The following is a 16272-nucleotide window of genomic DNA, read 5'->3' as shown; positions in this document are numbered from 1 at the left end:
GGGGGCGAAAGCCCTCTCCGTCAGGAGAGGTAGCGCGCCAGCAGTGCCCATCCGCCCCAGAGGTGCGCCGCCGTGGTGAAGAGATAGGCGGTCGCCGCCAGCGCGCCCTGGCTGCGGGTCATCGGGCGTTGGTGGCGGGCTTCGTCATGGCCGGCGAAGAGGGATTGCGACGAGAGCAGGGCGAAGAAGAACAGCAGGGTCGATTGCAGCCAAAGGGCGGTGGCGGCAAAGGCTGCGCTCATCCCCATGGCCACGACGCGCCCCAGCGGAGGCCAGAAAGTCTGGGCCAGGATCTTCACGCAGCGGCCACCGTCGAGGGGCCAGAAAGGCAGCAGATTGAAGAAGTTGAGCGCCCCGGTCACGATGGCAAAGACCCATGCCGCCCGGGCGATTTCTGGCGCGCTCCACGCAAAATGCTCGGATATCGCGAAGCCCAGAACCATCGGCGCAATGCAGATGCCGGGCCCCATCAGAGTGATGAAGAAGCTCTCGGCCTGGGTGTCGGGCAGCCGGTTGGAGATGGCCACACCGCCCATCAGCGGCACAAGGCGAAAGCGGGCATCGGCGTGGCCGGCCACGCGGTAGGCGGCGACATGGCCGAACTCGTGCACCACGACCGACAGCGTGAGCGCGATGCCGTAGAGCGGCCCCAGGAACCAGGCCGCCAGTCCAAAGGCGGCAAGCCCCATCAGAAGCCCTTGGGAGTCGAGCGAATGGACGGTCATTCCGCGCGGGGCCACGAGGCCGCCGCGCAGCGAGAAAGCGGTGAACGCGCAGAGCGCGAGGGCGAAGAACAAAAGCGTCATACGCCCGTCATTGCGTTGAAATTCGGCCTGAATTTGGCGCGCGCGAGGAAAAGCCTAGAGGTTTTCCGGCTGCGGCATCGACAGCACATGAAAGCCGCCATCGACCCGCACGATCTCGCCCGTGGTGCAGGCACCGTAGTCGGAGGCGAGGTAAACTGCCGTGCCGCCGACCGCTTCCAGCGTCGCGTTCGAACGCATCGGGGCGTTGGCCTCGGTCAACCGAAACGTCTTGCGCGCCCCGCCAATCGCCGCACCGGCCAGCGTCTTCATCGGGCCGGGAGAGATTGCGTTGACCCGGATGCCATCGGGCCCGAGATCGTTGGCGAGGTAGCGCACCGAGCTTTCCAGCGCCGCCTTGGCCACGCCCATCACGTTGTAATAGGGCGTCACGCGGTTGGAGCCCTGGTAGGTCAGGGTCAACAGGGTGCCACCGTTCTTCATCAGCGGGGCCGCGCGGCGGGCCACGTCGATGAAGGAAAAGCACGAAATGCTGAGTGAATTCTTGAAGTTGTCACGAGTGGTGTTGATGAAACGCCCGGTCAGCTCGTTCTTGTCGGAATAGGCGATGGCATGGACCACGAAGTCGAGCGCGCCCCAGCGTTCGCCGATCAGGCCGAAGGCGGCATCCATGCTCTCGTCGTTCATCACGTCGACATCGAGCAGGAAATCGGAGCCGATGCTCTCTGCCAGCGGAGCAACCCGCTTGCCGAAGGCCTCGCCTTGATAGCTGAACGCCAGTTCGGCGCCCTCGGCGGCCATGGCCTTCGAAATGCCCCAGGCAATAGAGCGATCGTTCGCCACCCCCATGATGAGGCCACGCTTGCCTCGCATCAATTCAGCCATCGTGTTTATCCGTGATACTTGCTCAAAATCAGAGATCCGTTGGTGCCGCCGAAGCCGAAGCTGTTGGACAGCACCGAGTCGAGATCCACGTCAAATTGGGTTTCCGTCACGATCTCGCCGGGGTTCAGGCCCGGGTCGAGTTCGGTGACATTGGCCGAAGCCTGAATGAAGCGGTTCTCCATCATCAGGATGGAATAGATGATTTCGAGCACACCGGTTGCGCCCTGGCTGTGGCCGGCGAGCGACTTGGAGGAGGAGATCGGCGGCGTGTTGCCCTCACCGAAGACCCGGCGGATCGCCTCTACTTCCACCACGTCGCCAACCGGCGTCGCGGTGCCGTGGGCATTGATGTAATCCACCTTGTGATCGCCGATGGTCGAGAGCGCCAGTTGCATCGCGCGCTCGCCGCCCTCGCCGGAGGGGGCCACCATGTCGGCGCCGTCGGAGGTGGCGCCGTAGCCGGTGACTTCGGCATAGATCTTGGCGCCGCGCGCCTTGGCGTGCTCCAGCTCTTCCACCACCACAACGCCGCCGCCGCCGGAAATGACGAAGCCGTCGCGGGTGGCGTCATAGGGGCGGGAGGCCTTGGTGGGCGTGTCGTTGTACTTGCTGCTCATCGCGCCCATCGCGTCGAACAGGCACGAAAGCGTCCAGTCCACCTCTTCGCCGCCGCCTGCAAAGACCACGTCCTGCTTGCCCATCTGGATCTGCTCCACCGCGTTGCCCACGCAGTGCAGCGAGGTCGAGCAGGCGGAGGTGATCGAGTAGTTGATGCCCTTGATTCCGAAGGGCGTGGCAAGGCAGGCGGAGTTGGTGGAACTCATGCAGCGCGTCACCATGAAAGGGCCCATCCGCTTGGGGCTGCCCTTTTCCTTCACGATGGAATGCGCGGTGAAGAAGTTGGAGGTCGAGGGGCCGCCGGAGCCCATGATGAGGCCGGTGCGGACGTTGGACACGTCGGATTGCTCCAGCCCCGCGTCGGCAACCGCCTGCTCCATCGCGATGAAGTTGTAGGCTGCGCCCATCCCCATGAAGCGCAGGTTGCGCTTGTCGATATGCTCGGTCACGTCGATGTCGGGCTTGCCGTGAATGCAGGAGCGAAAACCGTGCTCCACGTACTCCGGCGCAGCCGTGATGCCCGAACGCCCTGTCTTGAGGCTTTCGGTCACTTCTTGGGCGGTGATGCCGATGGGCGAGACAATCCCGATTCCGGTGATGACGACGCGACGCATGAAACCTCGTGTTTTGCGGGGTGGCCCCTGTTACTCGTCGGAGAAAAGTCCGACCTTCATGCCTTCGGCGCTGAAGACGTGCTTTCCGTCTGCAAAGATCTTGCCGTTGGCGATGCCGAGTTTCAACTTCCGGTCCATGACCCGAGTGAAATCGACGTGATACTCGATCTGCTTGATCTCCGGCGTGATCATGTCGGTGAACTTGACCTCACCCACACCCAGAGCCCGACCACGGCCCAGCATGCCGCGCCAGCCGAGGTTGAAGCCGGTCAGCTGCCACAGGCCGTCGAGGCCGAGGCAGCCGGGCATCACCGGGTCGCCGGGGAAGTGGCAGGAGAAGAACCAGAGATCGGGCGTGATGTCGAATTCGGCGCGCACATGGCCCTTGCCGTTCTCTCCGCCGTCGGCCGAAATCTCGGTCACGCGGTCCATCATCAGCATGGGCGGTTCGGGAAGCTGCGGATTGCCCGGCCCGAACAGCTCGCCGCGGGCGCATTTCAGCAGCCCTTCCTTGTCGAATGTGCTCGGATGCTCCGCCATTCGGCCCTGCTCCCCCTTCTGGTGTGCCCTTGGTCGAGCCCCCTCTACCACCCGGCCCCTCGCGGGCGCAATAGCGCCGCAACGCGACCCGGTAGCGCAGTCGCGACCCATTTTCGTTTGAAATCATGCCGAATGCACGGATATAACGCGGGGCAGGCAGGAGTATGGAACCCGACCGAATGCAAATTGAAGCGCATACGCGCGGATCGACGTGGCTTGAAACGGGCGGTTTGCGCCCGACCCGACAGCGTTTGGCGCTTGCCGCCTTGCTGGTGGGTGATGGCCGCAACCGGCATGTGACGGCGGAAAGCCTGTTTGAATCTGCCCGTGCCTCCGGCGAGAAGGTCTCGCTTGCCACGGTCTACAACACGCTGCGGGCCTTCTGCGACGTGGGTTTGATGCAGGAAATCACTGTTGACGGGTCGAAGAGCTATTTCGACACACGCACCGACGATCACCCGCATTTCTACTGGGAAGACACCCAGAAACTCACCGATGCGCCCACGGATCAGCTTCGCCTCGCCTCCATTCCAGATGCCCCCGAAGGCACTGAAATTGCAAAGGTCGATGTGGTGATCCGCCTGCGCCGGGTGTGATGCGATTGGTGGGTTTCACCCACCCTACAACCTGTCATCGCGGTTCGGGCCATCCGTAGGGTGGGTGCCAACCCACCACACGAACGATCAGAACCACTGCCCCGGCTCCATCAGCCCAAGATCCAGCAATTGCTGTGAGTGCCACTCGAACTTGGTCGAGTTGTGCCACTTGAACGTGTCGATGTCATAGCGGCTGCCGGGGTTGCTCTTCAGCGCCTTCGCGGTGCGAAACGAGCAGACCGTCGCCGTCAGGTTATGGTGCCACGGGCAGGCGTAGGTGTTGTACTCTTCGTCCGAAAAACTGTGCGTGGGCAACAGTTTGAGCCCCGGCTTGGCCCGAAACAGAGAGATCCGGTCGATCCGCCGCCGCGCCTTGTCGACATGCTCCTCGAACCGCCAGCGCAGGCCGCCAAAGAAGTCGAGCTGCCGCTCTTTCGGATAATTGTGGTTGGCCGGGTCGGGGCGGGCGAGGGCGTAGTAGCCGGACTTGTCGAGATGGGCATCTTCGATGGAGACGGCGTCGGGAAAGCGGTCGAGATCATCGGCGTAGAGATCGACCACATAGGTCAGCATCGCGTCCCGCCGCTCTTCGACGTGGAACGCCAGCATCTCGCCAACCTTCCGATTCTCGCAGAACGGAAAGAAGAGATACTCGGCGTTGTAGCAGTAATAGAGCCACTGCCCCGGCGTGGTTGCGGCGATGATCGGGTTGAGCGCATCGGTCAGGGCGTTGTCGGCATGCATGTCGTAGGGGATGCGGTGCACCTGGGCTTCCAGCGAGGCGGAAAGTTCAAGGATCTGCGGGGCCAGCAGCACGATTTCGCGAAATCCGGCCATGCGGTGATGGCGAATGGTGGTCTCGACCTCAAGCAGATCCTCGGCGCAGATCACCGCAATCGGCCCCTTGGTCAGCACCTTGCGGCCCTTGTCGAGAAAGTCGGAGAGTGAGGTGTAACGCATGCTATCGGCTGCCCATGCCTGTGTTTTAGCCATTTGTGAGTTAATGAAGCCTTGAGCGCAACCGTTGCGGGACGGTGGGCCATGGGCTAGACACCGCCCGACTTCTCCGGGAAAGCGCCATGACCAAAAAGCTCTACATCAAGACCTATGGCTGTCAGATGAATGTCTATGACAGCGAGCGCATGGCCGAGGCGCTGGAAGGCTACGAGCAGGTCCAGAGCCCGGACGGGGCCGATATGATCCTGCTCAACACCTGCCATATCCGCGAGAAGGCGGCGGAGAAGGTCTATTCGGAGCTTGGGCGCTACAAGGACCTGAAAGAGGCCAAGCCGGATCTGAAGATCGGCGTCGCGGGCTGCGTGGCCCAGGCCGAGGGCGAAGAAATCATGCGGCGTCAGCCGCTGGTCGACCTCGTGGTGGGGCCGCAAAGCTACCACCGCCTGCCGGAGCTCGAAGCCCGGGCGCAAGCCGGGGAAAAGGCGCTCGACACGGATTTTCCCGAAGAGGACAAGTTCGAAAAGCTGAAATCCCGCCCCAAGGCGCAACGCGGACCGACCGCGTTTTTGACCGTGCAGGAGGGTTGTGACAAGTTCTGCGCCTTCTGCGTGGTGCCCTACACCCGGGGTGCCGAGGTGTCGCGGCCCGTGGCGAGGGTGCTGGCGGAGGCCGAGGATTTGGTGTCGCGCGGGGTGCGCGAGATCACCCTGCTGGGCCAGAACGTGAATGCCTATCACGGCGAGGACGGCGGCGAGACATGGGGGCTTGCCCGGCTGATCCGGCGCCTGGCCGAGATCGACGAGCTCAAGCGCATCCGCTTTACCACCTCCCATCCCAACGACATGGAAGACGATCTCGTCGCCGCCCATGGCGATTGCGACAAGCTGATGCCCTACCTGCACCTGCCCGTGCAGTCGGGATCTGACCGCATTCTCAAGCGGATGAACCGCAAGCACACAGCCGCAAGCTACATCGAGCTGGTCGAGCGCATCCGCGCCGCCCGGCCCGACCTGCTGCTGTCGGGCGACTTCATCGTCGGGTTCCCGGAGGAGACCGAGGAGGATTTTCAGGCCACGCTCGACCTGATCGAGCGGGTGAACTACGGGCAGGCCTACTCGTTCAAGTATTCCTCGCGCCCGGGCACCCCGGCGGCGGAGCGGCCCGAGGTGGCGGCGGCGGAGGCCGATGACAGGTTGCAGCGGCTTCAGGCTCTCATCACCCGTCAGCAGCGGGCGGCGCAGGATGCCATGGTGGGCCGCGAGGTGCATGTGCTGATCGAGAAACCCGGGCGGCTTCCGGGGCAGATGGTGGGCAAGTCCGAACACTTGCATGCGGTCCACGTGATGAGCGACAGTCTCGCCATCGGAGACCTCGCCCGCGTCCGGATAACCGATTCTGGCCCGAACTCCCTCGCGGGCACCTTGCTCTGAGGCTCCGCCAAACTTTCGCCCCAATTGCCCCATGCCTGCGCGACAATGCCCGGCCTTGCCGTGAGCTGTTGCCTAAACGGTTACAATATATAGGGAAAAACGCTTTGCCGGCCCACAAAATTTGGTAAATTTGCCAATAATGTGGCCGGAGCTTTTCCTGGTTTTCCACCGCGGCTCCGCATTTCGAAACTGAAAGAGGACGGACGCTCGTGACACAGGGGATTCTCAGGTCGATCCGAACGCTTGCCTGCGGCGCGGCGGCGCTGGTGGTGGCGGTCGGGCTCCAAGCAAACTCGGCGCAGGCGCAGAGCCGGAAGGCCTCGGAGCGCTACGTGCCGACGGTCTGGGTCGACCCGGACGGCTGCGAGCACTGGGTCATGGACGACGGCGTGGAGGGCTACATGACCCCGCACGTCAGCCGGCAGGGCATTCCGGTGTGCCGGCGGGGCAATGTGTGCGGCGTGATGAACTCCGACCAGCTCTTTGCCACCGACAGCTCCGCGATCTCGACCGCGGGCAAGCAGCGGCTTGCCCAGTTCTTCCGCTCCAGCAAAGCCCGCGCCTACATCATTGCCGGCCACACCGATGCGCGGGCCAGCGACGAGTACAACATGAGCCTGAGCTACCGCCGTGCCGCCAGCGTGGCGCGGATCGGAAAGGGCACCGGCGCCAAGATCGTCGATGTGCGTGGCTACGGCGAACGGATGCCCGTGGCTTCCAACCGCACGGCGGGGGGAATGCAGAAGAACCGCCGCGTCGAAATCATCTGCATCAAGTGAGCGGGAGAAGCGCCATGAATATCATCAAGATCACCGCGCTCCTGGCCGTTGCAGGCGCCCTCAGTGCCTGCGGCGACAAGATCGACAAGACGGTTGACCGCGGCTTCGACAGTAAGGATCTGACCCAGCTCAAGGCGGGTGTCTGGATTGACCCGAATGGCTGCGATCACTGGATCATCGACGACGGCGTCGAGGGCTACCTCAGCCAGCGGCTCGACAAGTTCGGCAAGCCCGTCTGTTCTGGGGCCGGGCCTTCGGGAACGGCGGTCGGCGACCCCAAGCGGGGCTCTGCCTTCCCCGACTCGATCTGATCCTGCGGCTGCCGCAGAAAGCATCGGGAGGCTGCGAGACAGGATCTCGCGGCCTCTTTTTGTATCAAATGCGTGAAATCAGGACACGCCCGGCTTGCGCGAAGCGCCCGGGCTTGGCAACGTGGGAGCAGGAGCCACAATATGTAGCCTGTTCGCAGGCCAACCATGGAGAAGCGCTTTTTGGGAATCAGTGCCCTGACCGCCCCGCCTAACCCCAAGGACATTCTGGAAACTCCGCTGGAATTCCCCGACAACATGCTGCTCATCGAGCTTTGCGGCGAGTTCGACCGCAACCTTGCGCAGATCGAACATGCGGTCGGCGTGCAGATCCTGCGGCGCGGCAACCAGCTGGCGATCATCGGGGAGGCCGGGCCGCGCAGCGAGGCGGCGGTGATCCTGCAGGAGCTCTACAGCAAGCTGGAGGCGGGCCGGTCGATCGAGCCGGGCGATGTGGACGGGGCCATACGGATGGGTCGGGAGACCCGCGACGTGGGTGGCGCCCGCGAGGCGGACCAGTTGGAAATGTTTCAGGGCGGACGCGTCGAGATCAAGACCCGCAAGAAAATCGTCGAGCCGCGCACCGAGGCGCAGAAGGCCTATGTGCGCTCGCTCTTCGAGAACGAGCTGGGCTTCGGCATCGGGCCTGCGGGCACCGGCAAGACCTACCTGGCCGTGGCCGTGGGCGTGAACATGTTTCTCGCCGGCCATGTCGACCGGATCATCCTGAGCCGCCCCGCCGTGGAGGCGGGCGAGAAGCTGGGCTATCTGCCGGGCGACATGAAGGACAAGGTCGACCCCTACATGCAGCCGCTCTACGACGCGCTGAACGACTTTCTGCCGAGCAAGCAGGTGGCCAAGTTGATCGAGGAAAAACGCATTGAAATTGCGCCTTTGGCCTTCATGCGCGGGCGCACGCTGGCCAATGCTTTCTGCGTGCTCGACGAGGCGCAGAACGCGACGACGATGCAGATGAAAATGTTTCTGACCCGGCTCGGCGAGGGCAGCCGCATGGTGATCACCGGCGACCGCAGCCAGGTGGACCTGCCGCGCGGGGTGCAGTCGGGGCTGCGTGAGGCCGAGAGCCTGCTGGATGGGGTGAAGGGCATTGCCTTCAGCTACTTCACCGCCAAGGACGTGGTGCGCCATCCGCTGGTGGCGCGGATCATCGAGGCCTACGACAAGCTGGACGCGCAGGGCTGAACCTCGGTTAACAACTGGTCAACTGTGCGGCCGTTGCTTAATTGAGCGCCTGCGGCGCAGGCCATTCATTTGTGATTGGGGGCGCTGCCCCCAAACCCCCGGAGATATTTGAAGCAAGAAAATGGAACTGGACGTTGCCATAGAGGACGACCGCTGGGAGGCCGCGGCGCTGGAGGCCCTGGTGCAGGCGGTGGTTCCGGCGGTTCTGGCGTGGCACGGCCTGCCGACGGATATCGAGGTTTCGGTTCTGGGCGCGGATGACGCCCGGATTGCAGAGCTCAACGGAGACTTTCGCGGCAAGCCCCAGCCGACAAACGTGCTGTCATGGCCGGCGCAGGAGCTTGCGCCCGAGGGCCCCGGCGGAGATCCGCTTGCGCCCGAGGCCGACCCGGATGGCATGATCCCGCTTGGCGACATTGCGCTGGCTTACGAAACCTGTGCCCGTGAGGCCGAGGCGGGCGGGCTGGCTTTGCAGGACCATCTGACGCACCTCGTTGTTCATGGAATGATGCATCTTCTGGGTTACGATCATATTAACGACGCAGACGCGGAGCTGATGGAGGCCCGTGAGGCGGAAATACTTGCCAAGTTGGGTGTTAAAAACCCATATGAGTGACAGCCCCGGCGATGGGGCATTTATTGGAAAGGACCGATGGGCGAAAGTTCGGACGGGTCGTCTAGCGCCGCGCAGAGCGCGCTGGAGACCGAGAGTGGAGAGGGCAAGGGGCTTTGGGGCCGCCTTGCCGAGGCAATTTTTCCCGCAGAAGAGGGCGGCGCCGAAGAGGGCGACGAACCGCGCAGAGGTGCCGGCCGAGAAGCCGTGGCCATGCTCGGGCTTGGAAACCTGCGTCGGATGCGGGTCGAGGACGTGGCCATTCCGAAGGCGGAGATCGTGGCGGTGCCCGTCGATATCGACAAGGAAGAGCTGGTTGCGGTGTTTCGCGACAGCGGCATGAGCCGCCTTCCGGTGTTCGAGGGCACGCTCGACAGCCCGGTGGGCATGGTGCACTTGAAGGATTTTGCGCTGAAATACGGCTTCAACGGACATGGTGAGGAGTTCGACCTGGCGCCGATGCTGCGCCCGTTGCTCTATGCGCCGCCGTCAATGCCGATCGGCGTGCTGCTGCAGAAGATGCAGAGCGACCGGATGCATATGGCGCTGGTGATCGACGAGTATGGCGGCACCGACGGGCTTGTGACCATCGAGGATCTGATCGAGCAGGTGATCGGCGAGATCGAGGACGAGCACGACATCGAGGAGGGCGATCTCTGGACCGAGGAGAAGCCCGGCCAGTATCTCGCCATGGCGCGCACCCCGCTGGAAGATTTCGAGGAAGAGACCGGCGTTGCGCTGGCCGATGCCGAGGATCTTGAGGAGGTCGACACGCTGGGCGGGTTGGTCTTCATGCTCACCGGCCGCGTGCCGACGCGGGGCGAGGTCGTCCCCCATCCGGGCGGCGCGGAGTTCGAGGTGCTGGATGCCGATCCGCGCCGGGTGAAGCGGCTCAGGGTGCGGTTTCCGGAAGCCACTGCACAGCAGGACGACGGTGCCGGCGAAGAGTGATCTGACAGAGCGGATGGCCGGGTGGCTGGCGGGGCGGTGGTCGAGCTTTGGCCTGTTTGCCCTGCTGGGGGCGGTCGTGGGCACGGGGCAGGCGCCCTTGGGCCTTGTCTGGCTTGCGGTTGCCGCGCTGGCACTGGGCTTTGCGCTGTTTGCGCTGGTGCCCGCCCCGAGAGCCGCCGCGTGGCGCGGCTGGGCCATGGGCGCGGGCTACGTGGTGTCGACGATGTTCTGGATCGTCGAGCCGTTTTTCGTGGATCCGTGGCGGCATGGCTTTCTGGCGCCGATCGCGCTGGCGGCCCATGCCGGCGGGTTTGCGCTGTTCTGGGCCATGGCCTTCGGCCTGGCCGCGTGGTTCGGCCGGGGCAGGGTGCAGCGGGCGCTCTGGGGCGCCGTGCTGCTGGCGGCGGTGGAAATGCTGAGGTCGCATTTGTGGACGGGCTTTCCATGGGCGCTGATCGGGCACATCTGGGTGGGGCATCCGCAGATGCATCTTGCGGCACTGGGCGGGCCGCATCTGTTGACGCTGTTCACCACCCTGGTTGCCGCTATTCCGGTGGTGTTCGGCACCCGCCGGGCGGCGCTGGGCGTGCTGGCGGCCCTGGCCGTGCTGGCGGTGCCGGTGCCCTACGGGCTGTGGCGCCTGGGGCAGGAGGTGGAGAGCCGCGCGCCCGCGACGGTGCGGCTGGTGCAGCCCAATGCGGCGCAGCACCTGAAGTGGCAGGAAGAGATGATTCCGGTCTTCTTCGAGCGTTCGCTGGCGCTGAGTGCCGAGCCGCCCGAGGGGCCGATGCCCGACCTCGTGGTTTGGCCCGAGACCTCGCTGGCCTATCTGCTGGCGCCCGGCAACGGCACCGCGCAGGTGGTCGCTGATGCGGCGCAGGGGGCGACGGTGGTTGTGGGGTTGCAGCGCCGGGAGGGCACGGCGGCGCGCAACTCGCTGGCCGTCATCACCCCCGGGGCCGATGTGACGGGCTATTACAACAAGTCGCACCTCGTGCCCTTCGGCGAGTACATGCCCGGTGCGCGGTGGCTGGGAAGCTGGATGCCGGGCGGCATTGCGGAATCGGCGATGTCGGGCTTTGTGCCGGGCAACGGGCTGCGGCTGATCGACCTTGGCGAGGGGCTCGGACAGGTGCTGCCGCTGATCTGCTATGAGGCGATCTTTGCCGAGGAGATCATTGCCGCCCCGCGCCCGGGATGGATCCTGCATATCACCAATGATGCGTGGTTCGGGCGGATCTCGGGGCCCTATCAGCACCTCGCGCAGGCGCGGCTGAGGGCCGTGGAGCAGGGGGTTCCGGTGCTGCGGGCGGCCAATACGGGAGTTTCGGCGGTGATCGACGCGCAGGGCCGGGTGCTCGACAGCCTGCCGCTGGGTGAGGCGGGCTATCTCGACGTGGCGCTGCCGCCGCGGCTGGTCGCAACGCCGCCCTATCGGATCTGGGGCGACTGGGGGATGCTGGTGTTGCTGCTTCTTGCAGGCACCGTACTCTGTGTTGCCCGTGCGGCATCCAAGCCGGTTGACCCGACCGGCCCGAGCGAATAGCACCGAGCCTGTCTGCTGCCACAACGGCTTCCTGGCGTGGCGGTCAATTTCCAATGGAGCACTACCCCACATGTCGTCTCGTTCTGAATACACGTTCACCTCGGAATCCGTTTCCGAGGGCCACCCCGACAAGGTCTGCGACCGGATTTCGGATGCCGTTCTCGATGCCTTCCTCGCCGAAGATCCCGAAAGCCGGGTTGCCTGCGAAACCTTTGCCACCACCGACCGCGTTGTCATCGGCGGCGAAGTGCGCGGCCCCGGCACGGTGATCCGCCGGGTCGAGGAAATTGCCCGCGATTGCGTGAAGGACATCGGCTACGAGCAGCAGGGCTTTCACTGGGCCAACATCAAGGTCGACAACTACCTGCACGCGCAATCGGCCGATATCGCCCAGGGCGTGGATGCCAGCGGAAACAAGGACGAGGGCGCGGGCGATCAGGGGATCATGTTCGGCTATGCAGTCGACGAGACCGAAGAGCTGATGCCGGCGCCGATCCACTATGCCCACGCGATCCTGAAGAAGCTCGCAGAAGTGCGCAAGAACGGCACCGAGCCCAAGCTCGGCCCCGACATGAAGAGCCAGCTCAGCCTGCGCTACGAGGGCGGCAAGCCGGTGGAGGCGACCTCGCTGGTGCTCTCGACCCAGCACCTCGACCCGGCGCTGTCCTCCGCTGACGTGCGCGCCATCGTGGAGCCCTACATTCGCGGCATTCTGCCCGAGGGCTGGCTGACGGATGCGACCGAGTGGTGGATCAACCCGACCGGCAAGTTCGTGATCGGCGGGCCTGATGGCGACGCGGGCCTGACAGGCCGCAAGATCATCGTGGACACCTACGGCGGCGCGGCCCCTCATGGCGGCGGTGCCTTTTCGGGGAAAGATCCGACCAAGGTGGACCGTTCGGCGGCCTATGCGGCCCGCTACCTGGCCAAGAACGTGGTTGCCGCAGGGCTGGCCAGGCGCTGCACGCTCCAGCTTTCCTACGCGATCGGGGTCAGCAAGCCGCTGTCGATCTACGTGGACACCCACGGCACCGGCGAAGTGCCCGAGGCGCAGATCGAGAAGGCGGTGGCCAAGGCGATGGACCTCACCCCGCGCGGCATCCGCACCCATCTGGCGATGAACAAGCCGATCTTTCAGCGCACGGCGGCCTATGGCCACTTTGGCCGGTCGCCGGATGCCGATGGCGGCTTTTCCTGGGAGAAGACCGACCTGGCGGATGCGCTGAAGGCGGCGCTCTGACGGCATCCATTGAGGGATAGGGCGCGATGCCCGGTCTGCAAGAGCCTTCCGCCCAAGGGGGGGGAAGGCTCTTGGCGCGTTCGTCACCGATTTGCCGACACGTGGGGCTGCGAGGCTGCGCTGGCGCGCTTCGCGGTCTCGGGAAAGCCTGTGCCCGATAGGTCGCATTCGGGCGGCATTTTCTCCCCTGCTCCGAAAATGCCGAAGATTAGCCGAATTTTCATGCTTTCCTTTTAGAATGAAAGGCATGGAGGGCTTGGCATGGCGATCAAGTCGGTCGAAATCTTTTACAACGTCAACCGCATCCCCGGCCATTACCCCGGCGATTGGGACGGCGCGCTTGATTTTCGCAACGCCGCGATGGAGCTGATCGAGAACGCGCTGATCGAGGCGCGGGCGGGCGAATGGGCGGGGGCCGAGATTGGCTCCTGCGAGGCCACCGGCGAGCCGGAGGTGAACTTTGGCTTCGACGTGGCCGACTTTGACATGGCCGAAGAGATCATCCGCAACGCGGTGGCGGGCACCCCGTACGAGGGCATCCGCGAGATCACCCGGCAGGAGCACGACGAGGCGGAGTTCAACTGACTCCGGTTGCGCGGGCCGCGGCGGGGCGCTACATCGCCGCCCCATGAGCGAGAACCACCCAGACAAACACCGCAGCGGCGCCCCGTGGCGCAACTTCTATGGCCGCTTCAAGGGCAAGGGCCTGCGGGCGAGCCAGGAGGCCTACCTGGACGAAGACCTTGCGGCGCTCTCGCCGGGCAAGGTCGACTGGGAGGACAACCCCGAGCGCCAGCCGCTGGACCCTGAGGCGCTGTTTGGCGGCAAGGATCTTTGGCTCGAAATCGGCTTTGGCGGCGGCGAGCATCTGGTGCATCAGGCAGCGCAGAACCCCGGCGTGGGGATCATCGGCGCGGAGCCCTACATCAACGGCGTGGCGATGCTGCTGGGCAAGATCCGCAAGGCCGGGGTGGAGAACCTCGCCGTCTATCCCGGCGATGCGCGCAATCTCTTCGATGTGCTGCCCGAGGGTTCGGTGAGCCGCGCCTTCCTGCTCTACCCCGACCCATGGCCCAAGAAGCGCCACCACCGCCGCCGGTTCGTGACGCCCGAGCATCTGGAGCCGCTGGCGAAGGTGCTGAAGAAGGGCGCGATCTTTCGGGTGGCGACGGATATTCCGGACTACGTGCGCCAGACGCTGGAGCAGGTGCCGCGCCACGGGTTCGAGTGGCTGGCCGAGGGGCCGGAAGACTGGCGCAAGCCCTGGGGCGACTGGATCAGCACCCGCTACGAGCAGAAGGCGCTCCGCGAGGACCGCACCCCGCATTATCTGACCTTCCGCAGGGTTTAAGCCGCCCCGGAAAGCGGCTATTCGGGGCCGGAAACCACGAGGAGCCCGCCCCATGTCGTCTCACGGCACACCGATCCCGATGACCTCCCGCAAGGCCGACCCGCTGAAGGGCGTGGCGGAGGTGCCCGGCGACAAGTCGATCTCGCATCGCTCGCTGATCCTCGGCGCGATGGCCGTGGGCGAGACCAAGATCACCGGCCTGCTGGAAGGCGAGGACGTGCTCGACACCGCCAAGGCGATGCGGGCGCTGGGCGCGGAGGTGGTGCAGCACGGGCCGGGCGAGTGGTCGGTGCACGGGGTTGGCGTGGGCGGGTTTGGCGAGCCGGAAGACGTGATCGACTGCGGCAACTCGGGCACCGGGGTGCGGCTCATCATGGGGGCCGTGGCGACCCATCCGTTCAGCGTGACCTTCACCGGCGATGCAAGCCTGCGCTCGCGCCCGATGGGGCGGGTGACGGAGCCGCTTTCGCTTTTTGGAACAGCCTCTTACGGCAAATCCGGCGGGCGGCTGCCGCTGACGATGGTAGGGGCCGAGAGCCCGGTGCCGGTCAGCTACACCACGCCGGTGCCCTCGGCGCAGGTGAAATCGGCGGTGCTGCTGGCGGGGCTGAATGCGCCGGGTGTGACGGTGGTGACCGAGCGCGAGGCGACACGGGACCATACCGAGCGGATGCTGGCCGGGTTCGGCGCGGAGGTGCGCGTGGAAGACACCGCGGAGGGGCGGGTCATCTCCTTGACGGGGCAGCCGGAATTGAAGCCGCAGGTGATTGCGGTGCCGCGTGATCCGTCCTCGGCGGCCTTCCCGGTCTGCGCGGCGCTGATCGTGCCGGGCAGCGATGTGCTGGTGCCGGGGATCGGGCTGAACCCCACCCGCGCGGGGCTGTTTGCCACGCTGCGCGAGATGGGCGCTGACCTGACCTACGAGAACGAGCGCGAGGAGGGGGGCGAGCCTGTTGCCGACCTGCGCGCGAAATTCTCGCCGGATATGAAGGGGATAGAGGTGCCGGCAGAGCGGGCGGCCTCGATGATCGACGAATATCCGGTGCTCTCGGTGGTGGCCAGCTTTGCGCAGGGGGTCACGAGATGCCCGGGCGTGAAGGAACTGCGGGTGAAGGAGAGCGACCGGATCGACGCCATGGCGGTGGGCCTCAGGGCCTGCGGCGTGGAGATCGACGAGGGCGAAGACTGGTTTGCGGTCAAAGGCTTGGGGCCCGAGGGCGTGAAGGGCGGCGCGACGGCGGAGGCGCGGTTGGATCACCGGATTGCGATGAGCTTCCTGATCTGCGGGATGGCGGCGCAAGAGCCTGTGGGCGTGGATGACGCGGGGCCGATCGCGACCTCCTTCCCGATCTTCATGGACCTCATGGGCGGGCTGGGTGCGAAGCTGGAGAAGGCCGGGGCATGAGGCTGACGGGCGGGTGCCTTTGCGGGGCGGTGACATACGCCTCCGAGGGGCCATGGCGGCCGGTGATTGCCTGCCATTGCAGCCAGTGCCGCAAGGCCTCCGGGCACTATGTTTCGGCCACCTCGGTGCCGCGCGAAGGGCTTGAAATCACGGGGGAAGTCCGGTGGTTTCAATCCTCCGAAGAGGCGCGACGCGGGTTTTGCCCGAACTGCGGGAGCCAGTTGTTCTGGGATGGGGCGGGGGCCAATACCTCGATCATGGCGGGCACGCTGGAGGGGCCGACGGGGCTTGCGACCAAGGGCCATATCTTCTGCGCGGACAAGGGGGATTACTATGAAATCCCAGAGGGTTCGCGGCAGGTTGAGGGCAATGACCCGGCCTTGACGACGCGGGTGGATTGAGCGGCCTGCCTGCGGCAGGGTAAGCAAGAGGTTAACCGGGCGCACGGCCGGCCTATGCACAGATGAGGCGA

At 65.1% G+C, this 16272-nt stretch carries 18 protein-coding genes and 1 riboswitch; of the genes, 13 read left to right on the top strand and 5 right to left on the bottom strand.

The annotated features are described in order from the left end of the window. Positions 1-20: 20 nt before the first annotated feature. The 4 genes from GTH22_RS12390 to fabA are packed head-to-tail and all read right to left on the bottom strand — an operon-like array spanning position 21 to position 3421. Positions 21-806 carry a metalloprotease gene (locus GTH22_RS12390; RefSeq protein ID WP_252945536.1) on the bottom strand — a complete coding sequence of 262 codons (786 nt, stop codon included), beginning with the start codon at positions 804-806 and terminating at the stop codon, positions 21-23. Between the two features lie 54 nt (positions 807-860). Further along, entirely contained in the window at positions 861-1649 is a 789-nt protein-coding gene (locus GTH22_RS12385; RefSeq protein WP_252945535.1) for an enoyl-ACP reductase, read from the bottom strand. Between the two features lie 5 nt (positions 1650-1654). Further along, positions 1655-2881 carry a beta-ketoacyl-ACP synthase I gene (fabB, locus tag GTH22_RS12380; RefSeq protein WP_252945534.1) on the bottom strand — a complete coding sequence of 409 codons (1227 nt, stop codon included), beginning with the start codon at positions 2879-2881 and terminating at the stop codon, positions 1655-1657. A gap of 30 nt (positions 2882-2911) precedes the next feature. Beyond that, positions 2912-3421 (bottom strand): bifunctional 3-hydroxydecanoyl-ACP dehydratase/trans-2-decenoyl-ACP isomerase, encoded by a 510-nt coding sequence (gene fabA / locus GTH22_RS12375; protein ID WP_252945533.1) that lies wholly within the window; start codon positions 3419-3421, stop codon positions 2912-2914. A 179-nt stretch (positions 3422-3600) separates the two neighbouring features. Between fabA and irr the strand changes: the two genes are divergently transcribed. After that, positions 3601-4017: a Fur family transcriptional regulator Irr gene (irr, locus tag GTH22_RS12370; protein ID WP_252947633.1), complete on the top strand. Its 417-nt coding sequence runs from the start codon at positions 3601-3603 to the stop codon at positions 4015-4017. 87 nt (positions 4018-4104) lie between these two features. Here the strand turns inward: irr and GTH22_RS12365 are convergent, their stop codons facing one another. Continuing rightward, positions 4105-4977 carry a hypothetical protein gene (locus GTH22_RS12365; RefSeq protein ID WP_252945532.1) on the bottom strand — a complete coding sequence of 291 codons (873 nt, stop codon included), beginning with the start codon at positions 4975-4977 and terminating at the stop codon, positions 4105-4107. A 119-nt stretch (positions 4978-5096) separates the two neighbouring features. Here GTH22_RS12365 and miaB point away from each other — a divergent pair, with 119 nt between their 5' ends. The 12 genes from miaB (at position 5097) to GTH22_RS12305 (ending at position 16201) form a co-directional block, all read left to right on the top strand. Further along, entirely contained in the window at positions 5097-6404 is a 1308-nt protein-coding gene (miaB, locus tag GTH22_RS12360; protein WP_252945531.1) for a tRNA (N6-isopentenyl adenosine(37)-C2)-methylthiotransferase MiaB, read from the top strand. A 209-nt stretch (positions 6405-6613) separates the two neighbouring features. Further along, a complete protein-coding gene (locus GTH22_RS12355) occupies positions 6614-7183 on the top strand; it encodes an OmpA family protein (RefSeq protein ID WP_371928348.1) in 570 nt (189 codons plus the stop codon). Positions 7184-7197: 14 nt separating this feature from the next. Further along, positions 7198-7494, top strand: a complete 297-nt coding sequence (locus GTH22_RS12350; RefSeq protein ID WP_252945530.1) for a hypothetical protein — start codon at positions 7198-7200, stop codon at positions 7492-7494. A gap of 165 nt (positions 7495-7659) precedes the next feature. Next, complete coding sequence (locus GTH22_RS12345; protein ID WP_252945529.1) at positions 7660-8694, top strand: PhoH family protein; 1035 nt, start codon at positions 7660-7662, stop codon at positions 8692-8694. 121 nt (positions 8695-8815) lie between these two features. Next, the gene (gene ybeY / locus GTH22_RS12340; RefSeq protein ID WP_252945528.1) at positions 8816-9310 is read left to right on the top strand and encodes an rRNA maturation RNase YbeY; all 495 of its coding nucleotides are present in this window, start codon (positions 8816-8818) and stop codon (positions 9308-9310) included. A 36-nt stretch (positions 9311-9346) separates the two neighbouring features. Further along, positions 9347-10258 carry a transporter associated domain-containing protein gene (locus GTH22_RS12335; RefSeq protein WP_252945527.1) on the top strand — a complete coding sequence of 304 codons (912 nt, stop codon included), beginning with the start codon at positions 9347-9349 and terminating at the stop codon, positions 10256-10258. Beyond that, the gene (lnt, locus tag GTH22_RS12330; RefSeq protein ID WP_252945526.1) at positions 10242-11804 is read left to right on the top strand and encodes an apolipoprotein N-acyltransferase; all 1563 of its coding nucleotides are present in this window, start codon (positions 10242-10244) and stop codon (positions 11802-11804) included. Before GTH22_RS12335 ends, lnt begins: the two co-directional genes overlap by 17 nt. Positions 11805-11816: 12 nt before the next feature. Beyond that, positions 11817-11865, top strand: a riboswitch (SAM-SAH riboswitch). A 9-nt stretch (positions 11866-11874) separates the two neighbouring features. Next, on the top strand, positions 11875-13044 hold the full coding sequence (metK, locus tag GTH22_RS12325; protein WP_252945525.1) for a methionine adenosyltransferase: 1170 nt from the start codon (positions 11875-11877) through the stop codon (positions 13042-13044). A gap of 261 nt (positions 13045-13305) precedes the next feature. Next, entirely contained in the window at positions 13306-13629 is a 324-nt protein-coding gene (locus GTH22_RS12320) for a hypothetical protein (protein ID WP_252945524.1), read from the top strand. Between the two features lie 43 nt (positions 13630-13672). After that, positions 13673-14395, top strand: a complete 723-nt coding sequence (gene trmB, locus GTH22_RS12315) for a tRNA (guanosine(46)-N7)-methyltransferase TrmB (RefSeq protein WP_252945523.1) — start codon at positions 13673-13675, stop codon at positions 14393-14395. Between the two features lie 52 nt (positions 14396-14447). Next, the gene (aroA, locus tag GTH22_RS12310) at positions 14448-15800 is read left to right on the top strand and encodes a 3-phosphoshikimate 1-carboxyvinyltransferase (protein ID WP_252945522.1); all 1353 of its coding nucleotides are present in this window, start codon (positions 14448-14450) and stop codon (positions 15798-15800) included. Continuing rightward, entirely contained in the window at positions 15797-16201 is a 405-nt protein-coding gene (locus tag GTH22_RS12305) for a GFA family protein (protein ID WP_252945521.1), read from the top strand. The genes aroA and GTH22_RS12305 overlap by 4 nt, the downstream gene beginning before the upstream one ends. The last annotated feature ends 71 nt before the right edge of the window (positions 16202-16272 follow it).

The sequence above is a fragment of the Oceanicola sp. 502str15 genome (genome assembly GCF_024105635.1).
GTDB lineage: Bacteria > Pseudomonadota > Alphaproteobacteria > Rhodobacterales > Rhodobacteraceae > Vannielia.
This window is presented reverse-complemented; position numbering and strand designations above follow the sequence as displayed.